General features: G+C 63.2%; 19 protein-coding genes and 1 pseudogene. 8 read left to right on the top strand and 12 right to left on the bottom strand.

Going from position 1 to position 22,909, the window contains the following annotated elements:
• Window positions 1-144: 144 nt before the first annotated feature.
• Window positions 145-219: pseudogene (locus tag NJF35_RS24890) on the top strand (bacteriocin immunity protein); the annotation flags it as partial.
• 607 nt (window positions 220-826) lie between these two features.
• Here NJF35_RS24890 and cysN read toward each other — a convergent pair.
• The 3 genes from cysN to NJF35_RS14055 form a co-directional block, all read right to left on the bottom strand.
• Window positions 827-2,728, bottom strand: coding sequence for a sulfate adenylyltransferase subunit CysN (gene cysN / locus NJF35_RS14065; RefSeq protein ID WP_225789421.1), 1,902 nt, complete (start codon window positions 2,726-2,728; stop codon window positions 827-829).
• A gap of 16 nt (window positions 2,729-2,744) precedes the next feature.
• On the bottom strand, window positions 2,745-3,662 hold the full coding sequence (gene cysD, locus NJF35_RS14060; protein WP_225789422.1) for a sulfate adenylyltransferase subunit CysD: 918 nt from the start codon (window positions 3,660-3,662) through the stop codon (window positions 2,745-2,747).
• A 178-nt stretch (window positions 3,663-3,840) separates the two neighbouring features.
• Window positions 3,841-4,599, bottom strand: coding sequence for a Nif3-like dinuclear metal center hexameric protein (locus NJF35_RS14055; protein WP_253081268.1), 759 nt, complete (start codon window positions 4,597-4,599; stop codon window positions 3,841-3,843).
• A gap of 253 nt (window positions 4,600-4,852) precedes the next feature.
• Between NJF35_RS14055 and algW the strand changes: the two genes are divergently transcribed.
• Complete coding sequence (gene algW / locus NJF35_RS14050; protein WP_225789424.1) at window positions 4,853-6,013, top strand: Do family serine endopeptidase AlgW; 1,161 nt, start codon at window positions 4,853-4,855, stop codon at window positions 6,011-6,013.
• A 206-nt stretch (window positions 6,014-6,219) separates the two neighbouring features.
• Here the strand turns inward: algW and NJF35_RS14045 are convergent, their stop codons facing one another.
• From NJF35_RS14045 to NJF35_RS14030, 4 genes are all read right to left on the bottom strand, one after another.
• A complete protein-coding gene (locus NJF35_RS14045) occupies window positions 6,220-6,984 on the bottom strand; it encodes an amino acid ABC transporter ATP-binding protein (RefSeq protein ID WP_225789425.1) in 765 nt (254 codons plus the stop codon).
• A 10-nt stretch (window positions 6,985-6,994) separates the two neighbouring features.
• Window positions 6,995-8,092 (bottom strand): amino acid ABC transporter permease, encoded by a 1,098-nt coding sequence (locus tag NJF35_RS14040; protein WP_225789426.1) that lies wholly within the window; start codon window positions 8,090-8,092, stop codon window positions 6,995-6,997.
• Window positions 8,093-8,102: 10 nt separating this feature from the next.
• The gene (locus tag NJF35_RS14035; protein ID WP_225789427.1) at window positions 8,103-9,281 is read right to left on the bottom strand and encodes an amino acid ABC transporter permease; all 1,179 of its coding nucleotides are present in this window, start codon (window positions 9,279-9,281) and stop codon (window positions 8,103-8,105) included.
• 66 nt (window positions 9,282-9,347) lie between these two features.
• Window positions 9,348-10,376: an amino acid ABC transporter substrate-binding protein gene (locus NJF35_RS14030; RefSeq protein WP_225789428.1), complete on the bottom strand. Its 1,029-nt coding sequence runs from the start codon at window positions 10,374-10,376 to the stop codon at window positions 9,348-9,350.
• A gap of 336 nt (window positions 10,377-10,712) precedes the next feature.
• Here NJF35_RS14030 and NJF35_RS14025 point away from each other — a divergent pair, with 336 nt between their 5' ends.
• Both NJF35_RS14025 and rhlB read left to right on the top strand, forming a co-directional pair.
• Window positions 10,713-11,369, top strand: coding sequence for an alpha/beta hydrolase (locus tag NJF35_RS14025; RefSeq protein ID WP_225789429.1), 657 nt, complete (start codon window positions 10,713-10,715; stop codon window positions 11,367-11,369).
• Window positions 11,370-11,471: 102 nt separating this feature from the next.
• Complete coding sequence (gene rhlB / locus NJF35_RS14020) at window positions 11,472-12,911, top strand: ATP-dependent RNA helicase RhlB (protein ID WP_225789430.1); 1,440 nt, start codon at window positions 11,472-11,474, stop codon at window positions 12,909-12,911.
• Between the two features lie 79 nt (window positions 12,912-12,990).
• Here rhlB and moaE read toward each other — a convergent pair whose 3' ends face one another.
• The 5 genes from moaE to NJF35_RS13995 form a co-directional block, all read right to left on the bottom strand.
• Window positions 12,991-13,437, bottom strand: coding sequence for a molybdopterin synthase catalytic subunit MoaE (gene moaE / locus NJF35_RS14015; RefSeq protein ID WP_225789431.1), 447 nt, complete (start codon window positions 13,435-13,437; stop codon window positions 12,991-12,993).
• Between the two features lie 2 nt (window positions 13,438-13,439).
• Window positions 13,440-13,685, bottom strand: coding sequence for a MoaD/ThiS family protein (locus NJF35_RS14010; RefSeq protein WP_225789432.1), 246 nt, complete (start codon window positions 13,683-13,685; stop codon window positions 13,440-13,442).
• Window positions 13,685-14,155: a cyclic pyranopterin monophosphate synthase MoaC gene (gene moaC / locus NJF35_RS14005; protein ID WP_225789433.1), complete on the bottom strand. Its 471-nt coding sequence runs from the start codon at window positions 14,153-14,155 to the stop codon at window positions 13,685-13,687. Before moaC ends, NJF35_RS14010 begins: the two co-directional genes overlap by 1 nt.
• Window positions 14,156-14,251: 96 nt before the next feature.
• Window positions 14,252-15,646, bottom strand: a complete 1,395-nt coding sequence (locus tag NJF35_RS14000) for a PhoH family protein (RefSeq protein ID WP_225789434.1) — start codon at window positions 15,644-15,646, stop codon at window positions 14,252-14,254.
• Window positions 15,647-15,942: 296 nt separating this feature from the next.
• Entirely contained in the window at window positions 15,943-17,076 is a 1,134-nt protein-coding gene (locus NJF35_RS13995; RefSeq protein ID WP_225789435.1) for a polysaccharide deacetylase family protein, read from the bottom strand.
• Window positions 17,077-17,212: 136 nt separating this feature from the next.
• On the opposite strand from NJF35_RS13995, the gene yaaA reads away from it, so the two are divergent.
• From yaaA to NJF35_RS13975, 4 genes are all read left to right on the top strand, one after another.
• On the top strand, window positions 17,213-17,992 hold the full coding sequence (yaaA, locus tag NJF35_RS13990; RefSeq protein ID WP_225789436.1) for a peroxide stress protein YaaA: 780 nt from the start codon (window positions 17,213-17,215) through the stop codon (window positions 17,990-17,992).
• An 854-nt stretch (window positions 17,993-18,846) separates the two neighbouring features.
• Entirely contained in the window at window positions 18,847-20,163 is a 1,317-nt protein-coding gene (locus NJF35_RS13985; RefSeq protein WP_225789437.1) for a nucleotide sugar dehydrogenase, read from the top strand.
• A 61-nt stretch (window positions 20,164-20,224) separates the two neighbouring features.
• Window positions 20,225-21,706 (top strand): glycosyltransferase family 2 protein, encoded by a 1,482-nt coding sequence (locus NJF35_RS13980; RefSeq protein ID WP_225789438.1) that lies wholly within the window; start codon window positions 20,225-20,227, stop codon window positions 21,704-21,706.
• Between the two features lie 36 nt (window positions 21,707-21,742).
• Window positions 21,743-22,909 carry an alginate biosynthesis protein Alg44 gene (locus NJF35_RS13975; RefSeq protein ID WP_225789439.1) on the top strand — a complete coding sequence of 389 codons (1,167 nt, stop codon included), beginning with the start codon at window positions 21,743-21,745 and terminating at the stop codon, window positions 22,907-22,909.

Below are 22,909 nucleotides of genomic sequence, written 5' to 3'. Positions count from 1 at the left end.
CCACCAACGCCTGCTGAGCTCAATCGGCTATATCCCGCCTGCGGAGGCTGAGGCAAACTTCCACCAGCAGCAAACAGATCAGGCCGTGGCGGCCTGACTTAAACGAAACGGCCTCCACGAAACCCGGGGTGATTCAAAAATGACAAACCAGAAGAAATTCTAAAAATTGTAAAGGAGTGGCGACTAAGAAATGGGAAAGATGGCTTCAAGCCTTCATAACAACCATTGAACAGCGACCTTGCCTAGTGGAGGTCGCTTTTTCCCAATCGTTACGAATTTTCCTACAGAAATACTGAAATCTCCCTCCCGAACCATAGGCAAGCAGGAAGTACTCCCCGGTGTTGATCGAGTCTAAGAGTAGGCCCTTGCAGTGGATAGGCAGCTTTCTTGAGGTCGTGCCGTTATCGTTCACTGGGCTGCTGGGTGTGCTGGTTTCGTTTGCCTACAACCATGGTGAAATCCTAGGGTATGTATCGATACTTCTGTATTTATTATCAATTTTCCTGATGACGATCGGATGGCGGCGTTCCAGAACGATATAAAGTCCGCGTTAGTAAATGACGCTGCTCACTTCGGATCCCAGGACTGCTTCGCGCCCCAAACGACAGTTGAGCATCGAGATTGGTGCAGACTTCCGTCAGCCAATGGACGATGAGGATGCAGAAATAGAAAGCCCTGCCGAAGCAGGGCTTTCTCGTTCAGGTCAAGCGCACTTGACTGTCTGAACGCATGGCACAGTGTAATGCACGCAACGCCTGCAAACGCTGAAATAGCCAGGGCCGCTCTGCAACACCCATCACGCCAAATCAGCGTTCCTCATGCAGCCTCAGAGCGCACCACGCTGACGCAGTACCTCCAGCACCTGCTTCACGCCTTCCTCCACGCTGGTGGTCTGGGTGTCGATCACCAGGTCCGCATCCAGCGGTACATCGTATGGGAAGCTCTCGCCCGGGATGTTATCGCCAGCGGCGGCGTACAGGCCCTGCGGGTCGCGTTCGCGGCAAGCCTGTGGCGAGGCCTGGACGTAGACGGTCACCAGGCGCTCCTTGCCGATCAGTGCCTTGGCCTGTTCGCGGCCTTCGGCATCCGGAGCGACGAACGCGGCCAGGGTCAGCAGGCCAGCTTCGTTGAACTGGCGCGCCACATGGGCGGCGCGGCGCCAGTTCTCGGTGCGACCGGCACGGTCCTGTGGCAGGCCCTTGTTCAGGTCATGGCGCAGGTTCTGGCCGTCGAGCACGTAGACCGCACGGCCCATGTCGAACAGCTTGCGCTCCACGGCATAGGCCAGGGTGCTCTTGCCGGCGCCGGACAGGCCGCTGAACAGCACGGTCGCCGGCTGCTGGCCAAAGCGCAGGGCACGTTCCTCGGTGGAAACGTGGGCCAGCTTGCCATGGTGGCCGGTGCTGCCGTGCGGCAGTACCGGCGGGGCGATGATCATGCCGGCGCCGACGGTGCCGTTGGTCAGGCGATCGATGACGATGAACGCACCGGTGGTGCGGTTGCTGTCATAGCCGTCCAGGGCGATGGCGGCGTCCAGGCTGACCTTGACCCGGCCGATCTCGTTCAGCTGCAGGGCACTGGCCGCGCCCTGCTCCAGGGTGTTCACATCGACCTTGTGGGTGATGCTGGCGATAGAACCCGGCACGTAGCTGGTGGCACGCTTGATGTCGTACTTCTTGCCCGGGAGCATCGGCTCCTCGGCCATCCACACCAGCATGGCGTCGAACTGGTCGGTCACCGGCGGCACGTTGTCGGCATGCACCAGCAGGTCGCCACGGGAGATGTCGATCTCGTCTTCCATGGTCAGGGTCACGGCCTGGCCGGGGCCGGCGTGCTCCAGCTCGCCCTCGAAGGTGACGATGGACTTGACTCGGCTGCTCTTGCCCGACGGCAGCACGACGATGTCGTCGCCCTTGTGCACGACGCCACTGGCGATGGTGCCGGCGAAGCCACGGAAGTTCAGGTTCGGGCGGTTGACGTACTGCACCGGGAAGCGCAGGTCGGTGAAGTTACGGTCGGCCGCCACTTCCACGGTCTCGAGGATCTCCATCAGCGCAGGGCCGGTGTACCACGGCGAACGCTCGCTGCGATTGACCACGTTGTCGCCCTTGAGCGCCGACATCGGCACGAAGTGCAGGCTCGATGGCTTGAGGTTGATGCCTTCGGCGAACGTCAGGTAGTCGGCCTTGATCGACTCGAACACTTGCTGGTCGAAGTCCTTGAGGTCCATCTTGTTGACCGCGACGACGATATGCTTGATGCCCAGCAGGGAGGCGATGAAGCTGTGCCGGCGAGTCTGGGTCTGCACGCCGTAGCGGGCATCGACCAGGATGATCGCCAGGTCGCACGTCGAGGCACCGGTGGCCATGTTGCGGGTGTACTGCTCGTGGCCCGGGGTGTCGGCGATGATGAACTTTCGCTTGGCGGTGGAGAAGTAGCGGTAGGCGACATCGATGGTGATGCCCTGCTCGCGCTCGGCCTGCAGGCCGTCGACCAGCAGCGCCAGGTCCACGTCTTCGCCGGTGGTGCCGACTTTCTTCGAGTCGCGGGTGATGGCCTCGAGGTGGTCCTCGTAGATCATCTTCGAGTCGTGCAGCAGGCGCCCGATCAGGGTGCTCTTGCCGTCATCCACGTTACCGCAGGTGAGGAAACGCAGCAGTTCTTTGCGCTCGTGTTGAGCGAGATAAGCGAGGATATCTTCGCTGATCAAATCGGATTGGTGCGACATGGAGTAACCCTGAAAATTAGAAGTAGCCCTGACGTTTCTTGTCTTCCATGGAACCGGCGCCATCGTGGTCGATGACTCGGCCCTGGCGCTCGGAAGTGCGCGTCAGGAGCATTTCCTGAATGATGTCGGTGAGCGTTTCGGCCTCCGACTCGACAGCGCCCGTCAACGGGTAGCAGCCGAGGGTACGGAAACGCACCTTCTTCTTGACGATGCGCGCCTTCTCCTCGTCGCTGAGGTGTTCGAGGATGCGCTCGTCATCGATCATGATCAGGGTGCCGTTCTTCTCGATGACGTCACGCTCGGCGGCGAAGTACAGCGGCACGATCGGGATGCCTTCGAGGTAGATGTACTGCCAGATGTCCAGCTCGGTCCAGTTCGACAGCGGGAAGACGCGAATCGACTCGCCCTTGTTGACCTTGCCGTTGTAGATGTTCCACAGCTCCGGACGCTGGTTCTTCGGGTCCCAGCGATGCTTGCTGTCGCGGAACGAGTAGACGCGCTCCTTGGCCCGCGACTTCTCCTCGTCGCGGCGCGCGCCACCGAATGCGGCGTCGAAGCCGTACTTGTCCAGCGCCTGCTTCAGGCCCTGGGTCTTCATGATGTCGGTGTGCTTGGAGCTGCCATGGGTGAACGGGTTGATACCCTGCGCCACGCCCTCGGGGTTGACGTGGGTGATCAACTCCAGTCCCATTTCCTCGACCATCTTGTCGCGGAAGCGATACATCTCCTGGAACTTCCACTGGGTGTCGACATGCATCACCGGAAACGGCAGCTTGCCCGGGAAGAAGGCCTTGCGCGCCAGGTGCAGCATCACGGCGGAATCCTTGCCGATCGAGTACAGCATCACCGGGTTGTCGAACTCGGCGGCCACCTCGCGGATGATGTGGATGCTTTCCGCCTCCAGCTGTTTCAAGTGCGTCAGTTTGTCGACCATGGCTACTCACGAAAAACGATCTTATGGACGGCCAGCGGGCCGTGTTCGAGCGAGCCACTTTATCACAGCGCCTGATTCTATTTAGGAGGGCTGCTAGATCGAAACAATCTAACCATATGACTGGGGGTTTGGGATGAAATCGGGGCTGTGGCACGCCGCAACAGCCCCGCTCAAGCCATCAGATCGGATTCGGGCAATCGATGAACAGATGCTCCACGGCGAACCGCCGGGCCAGGTAGTCGCCCAGCGCCTGCACCCCATAGCGCTCAGTGGCATGGTGCCCGGCGGCGATGAAGCTGACGCCGTTCTCACGGGCGCTGTGGAAGGTCTGCTCGGAGGCCTCGCCGCTGAGGAACAGGTCGACCCCGGCGGCGATGGCATCGTCGATGTAGCCCTGGCCACCGCCGGTGCACCAGCCGACCCGACGGATCACCCCGTCGCCTTCCACCAACAGCGGCTCGCGGTCCATGGCCTCCTGCACGCGGCGAGCGAAATCCCGCGCCGACATCGGCTCGGCCAGCGAGCCCACCAACCCGACCACCCGGGGGTTCTCCGGGTCCAGCGGGCCTTCGACGGTGATGTCCAGCTGGCGCGCCAGCTGCACGTTGTTGCCCACCTCGGGGTGCACGTCCAGCGGCAGGTGGAAGGCCAACAGGCTGATGTCGTGCTTGAGCAGGGTCTTGATCCGGCGCTGCTTCATGCCGGTGATGCACGGGCTCTCGCCCTTCCAGAAATAACCATGGTGCACCAGCACCAGGTCGGCCTCGGCCTCTACCGCCGCATCCAGCAGCGCCTGGCTGGCGGTGACCCCGCTGACGATACGGCTGACCTGCGGGCGCCCCTCGACCTGCAGGCCGTTGGGGCAGTAATCCTGGATCTTGGCGCTGGCCAGGTAGCGCTCGGCTTCCTCGACCAAGGTGCTCAGGGCGACGGCCATGAAAATCTCCTCGAAATCTGCACATTCATCGGGAACAACGCCCGTATAATGGCCGCCATTATGGGCCGTCGCAGGCCTCGGGGAAACCGGTGGCAGACGCCTGGGGGCAAGGTAGCGAGGCCGTTTTGCGCACAGGCCCGCGAAGGCCGCTGCCGCAGCGTCGCAGATCGACCCGTTCAGGTGTATGATCGCGCGCGCTCGCGCCCTCGGGCCGCGCTGACGCCGCTCCCGCCCTACTCCCAGGATTCATTCGATGCTCAAGGCTCTGCGTTACTTTGGCTGGCCCCTGCTTACCGGTGTGCTGATCGCCCTGCTGATCATCCAGCGCTTTCCCCAGTGGGTCGGCCTGCCCAGCCAGGACGTCAACCTGCAACAGGCGCCGCAGACCACCCGAATCATGCAAGGCCCGGTGTCCTATGCCGACGCCGTGACCCTGGCCGCCCCCGCGGTCGCCAACCTGTACACCACCAAGGTGGTGAACAAGGGCGCCCATCCGCTGTTCGAGGATCCGCAGTTCCGCCGCTTCTTCGGCGACAACCTGCCCAAGCAGCGGCGCTGGGAGTCGAGCCTGGGTTCGGCGGTGATCATGAGCCCCGAGGGCTACCTGCTGACCAACAACCACGTGACCAGCGGTGCCGACCAGATCGTGGTGGCGCTCAAGGACGGCCGCGAGACCCTGGCGCGGGTGATCGGCAGCGATCCGGAGACGGACCTGGCGGTGCTCAAGATCGACCTGAAGAAATTGCCGGCCATCACCATCGGCCGCTCGGACAACATCCACATCGGCGACGTGTCCCTGGCCATCGGCAACCCTTTCGGCGTCGGCCAGACCGTGACCATGGGCATCATCAGCGCCACCGGCCGCAACCAGCTGGGGCTGAACAACTACGAGGACTTCATCCAGACCGACGCTGCGATCAACCCGGGCAACTCCGGCGGCGCGCTGGTCGATGCCAACGGCAACCTGATCGGCATCAACACGGCGATCTTCTCCAAGTCCGGCGGCTCCCAGGGCATCGGCTTCGCCATCCCGGTCAAGCTGGCCCTGGAGGTGATGAAGTCGATCATCGAGCATGGCCAGGTGATCCGTGGCTGGCTTGGCATCGAGGTACAACCCCTGAGCCAGGAACTGGCCGAGTCGTTCGGCATGGAGGGCCGCCCAGGCATCGTCGTGGCGGGGATTTTCCGCGATGGCCCGGCGCAACGGGCAGGGCTGCAGCTGGGCGACGTGATCCTCAGCATCAACGGCGAGCCGGCCGGCGACGGGCGCAAGTCGATGAACCAGGTGGCGCGGATCAAACCCAACGAGAAAGTCGCGATCGAGGTCATCCGCAATGGTCAGCAGCTCAAGCTGATCGCCGAGGTGGGGCTGCGACCACCGCCCGCACCGATCACGGCCAAGGAAGAGAAGTAAACCGATTCCGGGGGCTGTCTTGCAGCCCATTCGCAGGGCGAGCCCGCTCTCCAGTCAGGACCTTCAACTGACATCTGGGGCCGCTTCGCGGCCCATCGCTGGCAAGCCAGCTCCCACACCTGCAAGCCGCATCATTTGTGATCGACTCGAACACCCTGTGGGAGCCGGCTTGCCGGCGATGGGCCGCAGAGCGGCCCCAAACTGCCTCAATGCAGGATCTGGCTGAGGAACAACTTGGTCCGATCGCTGCGCGGCCGATCGAAGAAGTCATCCGGCGTGGCCTGCTCGACGATCTCGCCCTTGTCCATGAAGATCACCCGGTTCGCCACGGTGCGGGCAAACCCCATCTCGTGGGTCACGCAGAGCATGGTCATGCCATCCTCGGCCAGCCCCACCATGGTATCGAGCACTTCCTTGACCATCTCCGGATCGAGCGCCGAGGTCGGCTCGTCGAACAGCATGATCTTCGGCTTCATGCACAGCGCCCGAGCGATCGCCACCCGCTGCTGCTGACCACCGGACAACTGCCCCGGGTACTTGTGCGCCTGCTCGGGAATGCGCACCCGCTCCAGGTAGTGCATGGCAATTTCCTCGGCCTTGCGCCGGGGCATCTTGCGCACCCACATCGGCGCCAGGGTGCAGTTCTCCAGGATGCTCAGGTGCGGGAACAGGTTGAAGTGCTGGAACACCATGCCCACCTCGCGGCGGATCGCCTCGATCTGCTTGAGGTCGTTGGTCAGCTCCACGCCATCGACCACGATGCGCCCTTGCTGGTGTTCCTCCAGGCGGTTGAGGCAGCGGATGGTGGTGGACTTGCCCGAGCCGGACGGCCCGCACAGCACGATGCGCTCGCCCTGTCGCACATTGAGGTTGATGTCCTTGAGCACGTGGAACTGGCCGTACCACTTGTTCACGCCCTGCATCTGGATGATGCCTTCCGGGCCTGCAGGCTGCTTGATCGCTTCACTCATTTCGAAACTCCTAACGCTTGTGGCCCGTGTCCAGCCTGCGCTCCAAGTGCATGGAGTAGCGGGACATACCGAAACAGAAAATCCAGAACACCAGGGCGGCGAACACATAGCCCTCGGTGGCCATGCCCAGCCAGGCCGGGTCCGCAGCCGCCTGCTTGACGCTGTTGAGCAGGTCGAACAGGCCGATGATGATCACCAGGCTGGTGTCCTTGAACAGTGCGATGAAGGTGTTGACGATGCCAGGGATCACCAGCTTCAGCGCCTGGGGCAGGATCACCAGGCCCATGGCGCGCCAGTAGCCCAGGCCCATGGCCGCGGCCGCTTCGTACTGGCCCTTGGGGATGGCCTGCAGGCCACCGCGCACCACCTCGGCGATATAGGCCGACTGGAACAGGATCACCCCGATCATCGCCCGCAACAGCTTGTCGAAGCTCATGCCTTCGGGCAGGAACAGCGGCAGCATCACCGAAGACATGAACAGCACGGTGATCAGCGGCACGCCACGCCAGAACTCGATGAAGGTGACGCAGACCACCTTCACCGCCGGCAGGTTCGAGCGCCGTCCCAGCGCCAGCAGGATGCCCAGGGGCAAGGCGCCGACGATGCCGACGGTGGCGATCACCAGGGTCAGCATCAGGCCGCCCCACTGGCTGGTGGGCACCGTCTCCAGGCCCAGGTGGCCGCCATGCAACAGGGTGTAGGCAAGGATCGGGTACAGCACCAGAAAGCCCAGGCCGTAGGCCACCTTGCGCGGGAAGCGCCGGATGAACAGCGGCGCGGCGCCGAGCACGGCGAGCCACACGGTCAGGTCGACGCGCCAGCGCAACTCCACCGGGTAGTAGCCGTACATGAACTGGCCGAAGCGCTGCTGGATGAACACCCAGCAGGCGCCCTCCTTGGTGCAGTCGGCGCGGGTGGTGCCGATCCAGTTGGCATCGATGAACGCCCACTGCACCAGCGGCGGTACGATCAGCCATACCAGGTACAGGGCGAATAGGGTCAGGAGGGTGTTGAGCCAGTTGGAAAACAGGTTGCTCCGCATCCAGGCGAGCACGCCGACGGTCTTGACCGGTGGCGGCATGTCAGGTTTGAAAACATGGGCAGTCACGGGCGTATCCTCACCGCTCGATCAGCGCGATGCGCTTGTTGTACCAGTTCATCAGCAGGGAAATGCTGATGCTGATGGCGAGATAGACACTCATGGTGATGGCGATCACCTCGATGGCCTGGCCGGTCTGGTTGAGCACGGTACCGGCGAACAGCGAGACCATCTCCGGGTAGCCGATACCGGCGGCCAGGGACGAGTTCTTCGCCAGGTTCAGGTACTGGCTGGTCAGCGGCGGCACGATCACCCGCAGGGCCTGGGGGATGATCACCTTGCGCAGGGTCGGCCCCTCGCGTAGGCCGAGGGAACGCGCAGCCTCGGTCTGGCCATGGCTGACCGAACGGATACCCGAGCGCACGATCTCGGCGATGAACGCCGCGGTGTAGATGGTCAGCGCCAGGGTCAGGGCCAGCAGTTCCGGGATCAGCACCCAGCCACCGACGAAGTTGAAGCCCTTGAGCTGCGGCACTTCCCAGTGCACCGGGCTGCCGAACAGCAGCACGCACACGCCGGGGATGCCGAAGAACAGCAACAGGCCGACCCAGAACTTGTGGAACGGCTCGCCGGTTTCGTCGAAACGCTTGTTGGCATGCCGCACCATCAGCACGATGGCGACGATCGCCGCCACCAGGGCGATGACGAACGGCCAGAAGCCCTCGGCCATGGACGCGCCCGGCATGTTCAGGCCACGGTTGCTGATGAAGAACATGTCGTCGATGTTGATGCTGCCCCGCGGCCCCGGCAGGGTGAGGAACACGGCGAAGTACCAGAACAGGATCTGCAGCAAGGGCGGGATGTTGCGGAAGGTCTCCACGTACACGGTCGCCAGCTTGTTGATCATCCAGTTCGGCGACAGCCGCGCCACGCCGATGACGAAGCCCAGAAAGGTGGCCAGGACGATGCCGATGAAGGTCACCAGCAAGGTGTTGAGCAGGCCGATGACGAACACGCGCGCATAGCTGTCCGACTCCACGTAGGGAATCAGGTGCTGGGCGATGCCGAAGCCGGCGCTGCGTTCGAGGAAGTCGAAGCCCGAGGTGATGCCCCGGTGCTGCAGGTTGGTCTGGGTGTTATGGAACAGGTACCAGCCCAGGCCGACCACGAGAACCACCGTGATGACCTGGAACAGCCACGCGCGCACACGTGGATCGCTCAGGGAAAACCCCTTGGGTGCGCCGATTTGATTGTGCATGAAATGCCCCGCAAAGAAGGGATCGAACAGCCTGCGGCGGCAGGATGCCGCCGCAGGAGGCAACCATCAGCGCACAGGTGGCGCGTACTGGATGCCGCCGTTGTTCCACAGGGCGTTCATGCCGCGGTCGATCTTCAGGTCAGTGCTCTGGCCCAGGTTCTTCTCGAACACTTCGCCATAGTTGCCGACCTGCTTGACGATCTGTACCACCCAGTCCTTGGGCAGCTTGAGGTCCTTGCCGTACTCGCCGTCGGTGCCGAGCAGGCGGGCGACGTCGGGGTTCTTGGTGGACTTGGCCTCGGCCTCGACGTTCTTCGAGGTCACGCCGGCTTCCTCGGCGTTGAGCATGGCGAACAGGGTCCACTTGACGATGTTGAACCACTCCTCGTCACCCTTGCGCACCACCGGGCCCAGGGGCTCCTTGGAGATGGTTTCCGGCAGCACCACGTAGTCGGCCGGGGCGGCCAGCTTGGAACGCTGCGCGTAGAGCTGCGACTTGTCCGAGGTCAGCACGTCGCAACGCCCGGACTCCAGCGACTTGGCGCTCTCGTCGGAGGTGTCGAAGGTGATGGGGGTGTACTTCAGGCCATTGGCGCGGAAGTAGTCGGAGACGTTCAGCTCGGTGGTGGTACCGGCCTGGATGCAGATGGTCGCACCATCGAGCTCCTTGGCGCTGGAGACGCCGAGCTTCTTGTTGACCAGAAAGCCCACGCCATCGTAGTAGGTGACGCCGGTGAACAGCAGGCCCATGCCGGCATCGCGCGAGCTGGTCCAGGTGGTGTTGCGCGACAGCACGTCGACCTCGCCGGACTGCAGCGCGGTGAAGCGCTCCTTGGCATTGAGCTGGCTGAACTTGACCTTGGTGGCGTCACCGAACACAGCGGCGGCCACGGCGCGGCAGACATCGGCATCGATGCCGACGATCTTGCCGGTGTTGTCCGGCACCGAGAAACCTGGCAAGCCATCGCTCACGCCACACTGGACGAAGCCCTTCTTGGTCACCGCATCGAGAGTAGCGCCGGCCTGGGCGACACCGACGCTGCCCAGTGCGGTGGCAGCGGTCAGGACTGCCAGGGTGGATTTCAACCTCTTCATCAACAACCTCCAAATCGCTCTTGTTGTACCGAGCCGGAATTGCACCGCACCCTTGTGAGGTGCATCCGACCCTTGTTGGCTTGTTATTGGGTCAATTGGCGCAATGAGCTGTTCTATGACAGCCTTTCTATCCACACGGGGGTGTTACCGTCGCCGGCCCATCCCCTCGCATCGCTTGGGACATAGCAAAGTGCGTACCAGAGCTGAAGGCTGGAGCGTTTAAGCGGTCGTCAAGTAGGAAAAGTTGTAGAGTTGCGACATCTTCTTGTGGCATTACCCACCCTTGCCTTTTTTTAACGCACTCAATAAGTACGCACGCACGTTTTTGGAGCCGTCATGAGTAACCCCCTGATTCTCGAACCGCAGAACACCACCGATGCCTGTGTGATCTGGTTGCACGGTCTTGGTGCAGACCGTTACGACTTCCTACCAGTGGCCGAAGCCCTGCAGGAGCACCTGCTCAGCACCCGTTTCGTCATGCCCCAGGCGCCCACTCGTCCGGTAACGATCAATGGCGGCTACGCCATGCCCAGTTGGTACGACATCAAGGCCATGACCCCGGCCCGGGCCATCGACGAAGCCCAGCTCGAGGAGTCCGCCGAGCAGGTGGTGGGCCTGATCGAGGCCGAGCGGGCCAAGGGCATCGACCTGGCGCGGATCTTCCTGGCGGGCTTTTCCCAGGGTGGCGCGGTGGTCCTGCACACAGCCTATATAAAGTGGCAGGAAGCCCTGGGCGGCGTGCTGGCGTTGTCCACCTACGCCCCGACCTTCACCGAGGGCCACCAGCTCAGCGCTTGCCAGCAACGTACCCCGGCCCTGTGCCTGCATGGCGTGCACGATCCGGTGGTGATCCCGTCCATGGGCCGCACCGCCTTCGAGTACCTCAAGCACTGGGGTGTCGAAGCGACCTGGGAGGAATATCCGATGGAGCACGAAGTGGTGCCCCAGGAGATCAACGACATCTACAACTGGCTGGTCCGCCGTTTGCGCTAGCGGTGTATTTCGCTGTAGTTGTCGGACCGCTCCACTACGCCGCGCCTGAATCTTGCATTACACTGCCCGGCGTACATTCCTTAACCAGTTGATGAGACGATCGTGCTCAAGGCACTCAAAAAAATATTCGGCAAGGGAGACGCCACACCTCAGGCCGTCGAACCCGCAGCCCACGTGATCACGCCCCCGACGGCGGCCGAGCCGCCGGCCGCCAAGGCCAAGCCCACTTCCCCTCCCCAGGCCGAGGCGCCAGTCGCGCCCCGTGGCGACAAGCCTGGCAAGGACAAACCGCGTCGCGAACGCAAGCCCAAGCCCCAGGCCAGCCTGTGGAAGCCAGAGGATTTCGTGGTCGAGCCCCAGGAGGGCAAGACCCGCTTCCACGACTTCAAGCTCTCCAACGAGTTGATGCACGCCATCCATGACCTGGGCTTCCCCTACTGCACGCCAATCCAGGCCCAGGTACTGGGCCACACCCTGCGTGGCCAGGACGCCATCGGCCGGGCCCAGACCGGCACCGGCAAGACCGCGGCGTTCCTGATCTCGATCATTTCCCAGTTGCAGCAGGTGCCGCCGCCCAAGGAGCGCTACATGGGCGAGCCACGAGCCCTGGTGATCGCGCCCACCCGCGAACTGGTGGTGCAGATCGCCAAGGACGCCATGGCCCTGACCAAGTACAGCGGCCTGAACGTCATGACCTTCGTTGGCGGCATGGACTTCGACAAGCAGCTCAAGGCCCTGGAATCGCGTCACTGCGACATCCTGGTGGCCACCCCGGGGCGCTTGCTGGACTTCCACCAGCGCGGCGAGGTGCACCTGGACATGGTCGAGGTGCTGGTGCTGGACGAAGCCGACCGCATGCTCGACATGGGCTTCATCCCCCAGGTGCGGCAGATCATCCGCCAGACCCCGCCCAAGAGCGAACGCCAGACCCTGCTGTTCTCCGCCACCTTCACCGACGACGTGATGAACCTGGCCAAGCAGTGGACCACCAACCCGGCCATCGTCGAGATCGAGCCGGAGAACGTGGCCAGCGAAACCGTCGAGCAGCACGTCTATGCGGTGGCCAGCAGCGACAAGTACAAGCTGTTGTACAACCTGGTGACCCAGAACAAGTGGGAGCGGGTGATGGTCTTCGCCAACCGCAAGGACGAGGTGCGGCGCATCGAGGAGCGCCTGGTGCGCGACGGCATCAACGCCGCACAGTTGTCGGGCGATGTGCCGCAGCACAAGCGCATTCGCACCCTGGAGAGCTTCCGCGAGGGGCGTATCGCGGTACTGGTGGCCACCGACGTGGCTGGCCGTGGCATCCATATCGATGGCATCAGCCACGTGATCAACTTCACCCTGCCGGAGGATCCGGACGACTACGTGCACCGCATCGGCCGAACCGGCCGGGCAGGGACCAGCGGCGTGTCGATCAGCTTCGCCGGCGAGGACGATGCCTACCAGTTGCCAGCCATCGAAGAGCTGCTGGGGCGCAAGATCAAGTGCGAGATGCCGCCGGATGAGTTGCTCAAGCCGGTGCCGCGCAAGCACCACTGAGCCGTGCGCAGGGGCCGCTTCGCGGCCCCAGGATTACAAGGTGTCACTCAGTTGGCCGGCAGGGGCAAATCCCAGCCGGCTACCAACGCCCGGCCGCGTCCTGGTCGCTCTGCTTGCCTTCCACCCAGCGCGGCCCCTCTTGGGTGTTCTCCTTCTTCCAGAACGGTGCCCGGGTCTTCAGGTAATCCATGATGAAGTTGCAGGCATCGAAGGCCGCCTGCCGGTGTGCGCTGGCCACACCGACGAAGACGATCGGCTCGCCCGGCTCCAGCGCACCGATGCGGTGCAGCACCTCGACCTTGAGCAACGGCCAACGCTGCTCGGCTTCGACGACGATCTTGGCCAGGGCCTTCTCGGTCATCCCCGGGTAATGCTCGAGAAACATCCCGGCCACGTCACGGCCATCGTTGAAATCCCGCACATAGCCGACGAAACCGACCACCGCCCCCACGCCGACATTGGCCGCATGCATGGCATTGAGCTCGTGGCCCGGGTCGAACGCCTGCGCCTGTACCCGCACGCCCATGCTCAACCTCCCGTCACCGGTGGGAAGAACGCCACTTCGTCGCCCTCCTCCACAGGCTCGTCGAGCTTGCACAGGTCCTGGTTGCGCGCGCACATCAGGTTCTGCTCGGCCAGCACCTCATGCTGCCCGCCCTTGGCTACCAGCGCCTGGCGCACATCGTCGAGGGTCACGAAGGCGCCTTCGAGCGGCTCGCCATCGCGGCCCAGCAGTTCACGGTAACGGGCGAAATACACCACCTGGACTTTCATCACGCCTCCACCTGGTAATGGCCGCTCTTGCCGCCGATCTTCTCCAGCAGGCGCACCTGCTCGATGACCATGCCCTTGTCCACGGCCTTGCACATGTCGTAGATCGTCAGCGCGGCGACGCTGGCGGCAGTCAGCGCCTCCATTTCCACGCCGGTCTGCCCGGCCAGCTTGCAGCGGGCGACGATGTGCACGACATCCTGCCCCTCGGCGGCCAGTTCGACCTTGACGCTGGTGAGCATCAAGGGATGGCACAGCGGGATCAGGTCACTGGTCTTCTTCGCCGCCTGGATCCCGGCGATCCGCGCCACGGCGAACACGTCGCCCTTGGGGTGCTCGCCATCGACGATCATCTGCAAGGTCTGCGGCAACATGCGCACCCGCGCCTCGGCCACCGCCTCGCGTGCGGTCACGGCTTTTTCGGTGACGTCGACCATATTGGCGCGCCCCTGAGAATCGAGATGAGTCAGCACAGCTTTCCTCCTGTTAGGGAGCAAAGAGTGTAAACCCGCAGGTCAGAATCACGCAGAAAAAAAAGCCGGGCGCAAAGCCGCCCGGCTCGAAAAAGACTACAGGTGGGACTCGGCGTACTCGGCCAGCACCGAGCGCGGCACGCCCTGCAGGGTGATGTGAACGCCGTGGGGGAAGTCCTTGAAGCGTTCGGTGAGGTAGGTCAGGCCAGAACTGGTGGCCGACAGGTACGGCGTATCGATCTGCGCCAGGTTGCCCAGGCAGACCACCTTGGACCCGGCTCCGGCACGGGTGATGATGGTCTTCATCTGGTGCGGGGTGAGGTTCTGGCATTCGTCGATGAGGATCAGACTCTGCTGGAAGCTGCGACCGCGAATGTAGTTCAGCGACTTGAACTGCAGCGGCACCCTTTCGAGGATGTACTCGACGCTGCCATGGGTGCTCTCGTCGTCCATGTGCAAGGCTTCGAGGTTGTCGGTGATCGCCCCCAGCCACGGCTCCATCTTCTCCGCCTCGGTGCCTGGCAGGAAGCCGATCTCCTGGTCCAGCCCCTGCACGCTGCGGGTGGCGATGATGCGCCGGTAGCGCTTGCTGACCATGGTCTGCTCGATGGCCGCGGCGAGCGCGAGGATGGTCTTGCCGGAGCCAGCGGCGCCGGTCAGGTTGACCAGGTGGATGTCTGGGTCCAGCAGGGCGAACAGCGCCAGGCTCTGGTGGATGTCACGCGGTTTCAGGCCCCAGGCTTCCTGGTGCAGCAAGGGCTCCTGGTGCAGGTCGAGCAGCAGCAGCTCGTCCTCACGGATGCCCTTGATCCAGCCGACGAAGCCTTGTTCGTCGATGATGAACTCGTTGACGTGCACCGCCGGCAGGTTGTCGGTCAGTTGCACCCGGTGCCAGGTGCGGCCACGCTCCTGGCGGGTCTCGACCTTGCTGACGCGGTCCCAGAACGAGCCGGTCACCGAGTGGTAGCCCTTGGACAGCAGCGAAACGTCGTCGACCAACTGGTCGGTGCTGTAGTCCTCGGCGGCGATGCCGCAGGCACGCGCCTTCAGGCGCATGTTGATGTCCTTGGTCACCAGTACCACGTCCAGGTCGGGGCGTCTGGTGCGCAGCTCGAGGAGCTGGTTGATGATGATGTTGTCGTTGAGGGTGTCCGGCAGTAGCCGGTTGGGTTCGTTGCGCGGGCTCATCAGGATCGACAGGAAGCCCTTGGGGCCGCTCTTGCCACGCTGGATCGGCACGCCCTGCTCGACGTCGCTGGGCGAGGCATCGCCCAGGGTCTGGTCGATCAGGCGGATGGCCTGGCGGCATTCGGCGGCGATGGTGTGCTTGCCGGTCTTGAGCTTGTCGAGTTCCTCCAGCACCGTCATCGGGATAGCGACGTGGTGCTCCTCGAAGTTGAGCAAGGCATTGGGGTCGTGAATCAGGACATTGGTATCGAGCACATACAGGATTGGCTTGTTGGAGGAAGGGTTGCGTCCTTGGTCATCCATACTCGGTCACCTTGTGTGAAAGCCACGCGACGCGTACCGCTGCGCCGCAGAGTGACCGCCGTTCTCCCCGTATCCGCGTCGTTACGGGCGGGGAGCGCACCTGGCAAGGAGGGCCTGGATGACGCCACCTGTGCTGCAGGTTTCGGCTGTCTGATTCCTACATACCGCATAATCCATGACCAAAAAAAGTCTTTTTACGTTCCGTTGAAGTTTATTTTTCCGATTGACGAACAGGGCTTGGCTTGGGGCTGGGGCGGTACTAAAGTCAAAGATCAGGCCTATGCAAGCTGCAAGCTCTAAAGCTCCCCCCGCCTCCCGTACGCCAGGCAATCCTCCCAACCGATCCCGCCCTGCGCCGTATTGCGCAGCAGCCATTCCACCGCCGGCCGTGCCTTGGGCAGGTCGTCGTGGAACTGGATCACGCCCTTGCGCCACAGCAGCATCAGGGTCAGCACACGCTGGGCCGACGCCTCGGCGCTCAACGTGCTGTCGTCGTGGGCGTCGATGTCCCACAGCGAGACCTGCAGCTGCTGGGCAGTCATGAAGGCCTCGCCATCGGCCCGGCGCTGCCCGTAGGGCGGTCGGAACAGCGGCACGTACTGCTCCGGCAGGTCGGACTGGACCCGCGCCTGGCTGCGTCGTAACGAATCCTGCCAGTCCTGCCACTGGGCGTGGGACCGGTACTCCCAACCCTGGATCCCCACGCATTGGCCGGCATACAGCGCCGCCAGGGCATTGGCCGGCCCTGCGTCGCGGCGCTGCTGCAGGCGGTTGCCGAGGACGAAGAACGTAGCGCCCAGTTTCTGACGGCGCAGGTAATCGGCCAGCGCGTCGGTGTGACCGCCCTGCAGGCCAGGTCCACCGACGAAGGTCAGCAGGAACATCCGGTCATTGAGTTCGTCGCCATTGCGCTCGCGGCTGGACAAGCGCTCCACCTCGCTGCTGGTCTGTGGGAACAGCGCGGCCTTGCGCAACTGCTCGTCCAGGTAGCGGGTGTGGAACTGCCGGCTCGGCTCGATCCAGCCGCTATAGAAGCTGCCTACCCCGTCGGCGAAGCTGGCGGCCCGGGTACGCAGCTCGGCCATGGACTCGACCGGGTAACAGAACGAGGCGTCCAGCCCGCAACTGCGTTGCGCTTGTTGGTAGTTCTGCCACAGCCGTTGCCACATCCGCGCCCGCACCGCACGAATCACCGGCAGGTTGATCTGCCTGAGCCGCAGGCGCGCCGCCAGGGCCTTTTCATCGAGCATCTCGCTCTCCTGAAGGGCCTGGGCGAACGACAGGATTTCGGCCCGCGATGCGACATCGAACAGCGCCGGGCTGTCCAGTCGCTCGGGCCACAAGCTGCGATCCAGGCTGGCCGGGGCTGGTGGTGCCGCCTGGGCGGCCAGGCTCAACAGGCCGGCCAGCAGGACGAAGGCAATGCGCACGATCGAACTCTCCACGAGAACACCGGGCGCACTATAGCTCGCGCCCCGGTGATGGTCTGCGACTATCGTCACCATAGTTTGGCCTTGCCCGCCCCAGCCCGTAGAATCCGCAGCGACGATTCCAGGAGCCGACCCGATGCTGACGGTGATTTCCCCCGCCAAGACCCTCGACTACGACACCCCGCCGGTGACCCAGCGCTTCACCCTGCCTCAGTACCTGGACGACTCCCAGGCACTGATCACCCAGTTGCGCGAGCTGTCGCCAGCGCAGATCAGCGAACTGATGCACCTGTCCGACAAGCTCGCCGGCCTCAACGCCGCCCGCTTCGGCAGTTGGACCCCAGACTTCACCCCGGCCAACGCCAAGCAGGCGCTGCTGGCCTTCAAGGGCGACGTCTATACCGGCCTGGACGCCGAAAGCCTCGACGAGGATGACTTCAGTTACGCCCAGGACCACCTGCGCATGCTCTCAGGCCTGTACGGCCTGCTGCGTCCGCTGGACCTGATGCAGCCCTATCGCCTGGAGATGGGCACCAAGCTGGCCAACGCCCGCGGCAAAGACCTCTATGCCTTCTGGGGCACGCGCATCAGCGAGTGGCTGAACCAGGCCCTGGCCGACCAGGGCGACGATGTGCTGCTCAACCTGGCCAGCAATGAATACTTCAGCGCGGTCAAGCGCAGCGCCTTGAATGCACGCGTCATCAACGTCGATTTCAAGGACTTCAAGAACGGGCAGTACAAGATCATCAGCTTCTATGCCAAGAAAGCGCGCGGGATGATGAGCCGGTTCGTGATCCAGGAACGCATCGACGATCCCGAGCGGCTCAAGCAGTTCGATGTGCAGGGGTACTACTACAGTGCCGAGCAGTCCAAGCCGGATCACCTGGTGTTCCTGCGCGACCACCCTGCCGAATAAGCAGGGCTACCCTGCAATGCCCAACAACTAGCTATGGGGCTGCTTCGCAGCCCCCAAATGGCCGACCGGTCATCGGATTACCGACGGTGTATTAATGGCCACTCCCTATCATCCGCCCTGCAATAGGGCAGGCTTCAAATTGCCACCTCGCCACAATCTCGACGTCAAAAAAACAACGCCCCTATCGTTATCGCAAAACGCCATAAGACCGTTCGTAGTTTTTTGACGATTCTTGAAAATTTTTTTCGCGTGCTGGCATAAAACTATCCCACCCCTATCTCGCCCTTTATATACAAGGGTTGAACTGCGCCGTGCCATCAGATTGAAAGTATTTAGCCCTGAAAAAATATTTAGAAATCTTTCACCGGTGCGGAACCCACCTTGGAACTTCTGCTACCGGCAATCGCTCATAGGACCCGTAACGATTCTTCAACGCGTGGCGTGAGAGATGACTTACAGATGACAAGCGGCAGGTATCCACTACCGGCTCCAACAACTCGACAGGCGCAACGGATAACACACCGAACGCCCTGTCCATGCAGGAGAGACGCGCCCCTACTAATCGTCCTAGTGGTTGATTTCAAAGGATTTATCCACTTGAAAAAACAAGCACAGCAGCGCGCCAGGTAGCGCACTGCAATAAAGACGGCTGCATTTCAGGGCACGCCTTTTAATTACTGGCCTTTGACTGCCAACTTTGAGTGCATAACTTTGTGCGCTCCAGATTTATTCATGCCTGCGCTCGGCGAAGTGTGCATTCGCCATGAAACCGTGCGCCCGAAAACTGCTGGTTAATCAACCCGGTCCGGTTCTTTTGCAAGGAACCGGCGTGATAAACACACGAGGTGAATGCGATGCGTATCAGCATCTTTGGTTTGGGTTATGTGGGTGCGGTCTGTGCAGGTTGCCTGTCGGCACGGGGCCATGAAGTGATTGGTGTGGACGTGTCCAGCACCAAGATCGACCTGATCAACCAGGGCAAGTCGCCCATCGTCGAGCCGGGCCTGGAACAGCTGCTGCAACAGGGCATCGCCACGGGCCGCCTGCGCGGCACCACCGACTTCGCCGAGGCCATCCGCGCCAGCGACGTGTCGATGATCTGCGTCGGTACCCCGAGCAAGAAGAACGGCGACCTGGGCCTGGAGTACATCGAATCGGTGTGCCGCGAAATCGGCCATGTGCTGCGCGACAAAACCAGCCGCCACACCATCGTGGTGCGTAGCACCGTACTGCCAGGCACCGTCAAGAACGTGGTGATCCCGATCCTCGAAGACTGCTCCGGCAAGCGAGCCGGTGTCGACTTCGGCGTCGCGGTCAACCCCGAGTTCCTGCGCGAGAGCACCGCGATCAAGGACTACGACCACCCACCGATGACCGTCATCGGCGAGCTGGACAGCGCCAGCGGCGACGTACTCCAGGCCCTGTACGAGGAACTGGACGCGCCGATCATCCGCAAGCCGGTCGAGGTGGCCGAGATGATCAAGTACACCTGCAACGTCTGGCACGCCACCAAGGTCACCTTCGCCAACGAGATCGGCAACATCGCCAAGGCGGTGGGCGTCGATGGCCGCGAGGTGATGGACGTGGTCTGCCAGGACAAGGCGCTGAACCTGTCCCAGTACTACATGCGCCCAGGCTTCGCCTTCGGCGGCTCGTGCCTGCCCAAGGACGTGCGCGCCCTCACCTACCGCGCCGCCAGCCTCGACGTGAAGGCCCCGCTGCTCGACTCGCTGATGCGCAGCAACGAGTCCCAGGTGCAGAACGCCTTCGACATCATCGAAAGCCACGACAAGCGCAAGGTCGCCCTGCTTGGCCTGTCCTTCAAGGCCGGCACCGACGACCTGCGCGAAAGCCCGCTGGTGGAACTGGCCGAGCGCCTGATCGGCAAAGGCTACGAGCTGAACATCTACGACCAGAACGTGCAGTACGCCCGTGTCCACGGCGCCAACAAGGACTACATCGAGTCGAAGATCCCCCATGTCTCGTCGCTGCTCAACGCCGACCTCGAGCAGGTGATCGACAACGCCGAGATCATCGTCCTGGGCAACCGCGACGAGAAGTTCCGCGCCCTCGCCCAGCAGGCCCCGGCAGGCAAGCAGGTCATCGACCTGGTCGGCTTCATGAGCAAGCCCACCTGTCCGGGCAGCCGCACCGAAGGCATCTGCTGGTAACCCTCGGCCGGGCAGCGCTGCGTCGCTGCCCTTCCCCCTGATTTCGCGACGGATGCTGAACATGCAAAGGCTCCAGACAGTGCTGTTGCAGTGCGCCGGGTGGCTGCTCTACATGAGCCTGCTCATGCTGATCGCCCTGGCCCTGCCCAGCGATATCTTCGACTCGCAGTCGAAGCACTTCATCTTCCTGGTCGGCGCTGTCGGCATCTGGCGCTACTCCATGGGCGCCACCCATTTCATCCGCGGCATGATCTTCCTCTACGGCGTCTACCCCTACCTGCGCCACAAGGTGCGCAAGCTGGGCAAAGCGGCCGACCCGTCGCACGTCTACCTGATGGTCACCAGCTTTCGCATCGACGCCCACACCACCGCCCAGGTGTACAGCTCGGTGATCCGCGAGGCGATCGCCTGCGGCTACCCGACCACCGTGGTCTGCTCGCTGGTGGAGATGTCCGACGAGCTGCTGGTGAAGAGCCTGTGGGCCAAGTACAACCCACCCGAGCACGTCACCCTGGACTTCGTGCGCATCGCCGGCACCGGCAAGCGCGACGGTCTGGCCTACGGCTTTCGCGCCATCTCGCGGATGATGCCGGACGAACATGCGGTGGTGGCGGTGATCGACGGCGACACCGTGCTCGGCGAAGGCGTGGTACGCAAGACCGTGCCCTGGTTCAAGCTGTTTCCCAGCGTCGGTGGCCTGACCACCAACGAGTTCTGCGAAGTGCGTGGCGGCTACATCATGAGCGAGTGGCACAAGCTGCGCTTCGCCCAGCGCCACATCAACATGTGCTCGATGGCCCTGTCCAAGCGCGTGCTGACCATGACCGGGCGCATGTCGATGTTCCGCGCCAGCGTCGTGACCAACCCCGAGTTCATCGCCGATGTCGAGAGCGACTCGCTGCAGCACTGGCGCCTGGGCCGTTTCAAGTTCCTCACCGGCGACGACAAGTCCAGCTGGTTCAGCCTGATGCGCCTGGGCTACGACACCTTCTACGTGCCGGACGCGGCGATCAACACCGTCGAGCATCCGCCGGAGAAGAGCTTCGTCAAGGCCAGCCGCAAGCTGATGTACCGCTGGTACGGCAACAACCTGCGGCAGAACTCCCGCGCCCTGGGCCTTGGCCTGCAGCGCCTGGGGCTGTTCACCAGCATCGTCCTGCTCGACCAGCGCGTGTCCATGTGGACCAGCCTGCTGGGCCTGACCGTGGCGGTGATCGCCAGCCTCAAGTTCGGCCTGGGCTTTTTGCTGGTGTACCTGCTGTGGATCGGCATCACCCGCCTGATCCTCACCATCATGCTGCTGTGCTCGGGCCACAGCGTGGGGCCGGCCTACCCGCTGATCCTCTATTACAACCAGATCGTCGGCGCGCTGATGAAGATCTACGTGTTCTTCCGGCTCGACAAGCAGTCCTGGACCCGCCAGCCCACTGCCCTCAAGCGTGACCTCGCAAGCTTTCAACAATGGTTCAACACCTGGTCCTCGCGAACCATGACCTTCTCGGCAGCCAGCATCTTCGTCGCCGTGCTGTTCATGGTCGTGTGAGCCCCTCGGATCGGATCTAACAGGAACGAAATCGCCATGAATACCGCCGTGAACGCCAATGTCGTGCATGAGTCCGAAGCCCAGCGCCAGCACGTCCGGGTACGCATCCCCGCCAAGCTGCGCTACCTGGACCGCAACCGCGAGCCACGCGATGTGAAGGTGGACGATCTTTCCGCCGGGGGCCTGTCCTTCCATGCCAAGCAGCCGCTGAACGTCGGCGACGTGCTGCGTGGCCGCCTGCAGTTCGTGGTCGACAACCTCGGCCTGTCCATGGACATCGAGTTCCAGGTGCGCTCCTACCTGAGCGACAGCGGCCGGGTCGGCGTGCAGTTCCAGAACCTGGAGCAGCGTGACGTGGCGACCCTGCGCCATATCATCACCACCTTCCTGTCGGGCGAGCTGATCAACGTCGGCGACGTGCTCAGCACCCTGCAGCGCGACAACTTCACCAAGGCGCGCAAGCAGAAGGACAGCGGCTCCGGCCTCTCGGCCTTCGGCCGCCTGCGCGCGGTGACCGTGAGCCTCGGCGTGTTCGTGGTCGGCGTGGCCGCCTTCGGCTTCATCGCCAAGTCGCTGTACGGCCTGTACTTCGTCAGCCATGCCGAGGCCGGTGTGGTCGCGGTGCCCACCACCAACGTCACCATGCCCCGCGACGGCACCGTGCAGAGCCTGGTCGAAAGCGGTGGCCAGGTGGTCAAGGGCGCGCCGCTGGCCAGCTTCAGCACCAGCATGCTCGACCTGCTCAAGGGCCACCTGGACGACTCGCAGCTCGAACCGGCCAAGGTCGAGGAGCTGTTCGGCAAGCAGCTCGCCGGCACCCTCACCAGCCCCTGCGATTGCGTGGTCGCCCGCCAGCTGGTGGATGACGGTCAGTACGCCAGCAAGGGCCAGCCAATCTTCCAGCTGGTCCCGCGCACCAGCAACCCGATGATCGAGGCACGCTTCAGCTACCGCCAGTTCGACGAGGTCAAGCCGGGTACCCGGGTCAACTTCCAGATCGCCGGCGAGGACGAGGTGCGCACCGGCCAGATCGTCGGCAGCAGCAGCCTCAACAGCGAAGACCTGGCCGCCGACATCCGCGTGCAGATCAAGCCCGATGGCGCCCTGCCCGCCGAGCTGGCCGGCCGCCCCGCCGCGGTCAGCAGCGACCGTGGCCCGTCGCTCAACTGGCTGATCGACAAGGCCGTGGCCCGTGGGCTGTAA

It is taken from the genome of Pseudomonas guariconensis, assembly GCF_024127895.1.
Lineage (GTDB): Bacteria > Pseudomonadota > Gammaproteobacteria > Pseudomonadales > Pseudomonadaceae > Aquipseudomonas > Aquipseudomonas guariconensis_B.
The sequence above is the reverse complement of the archived record's forward strand: the minus strand, read 5'-3'. Positions and strand labels throughout refer to the sequence as shown.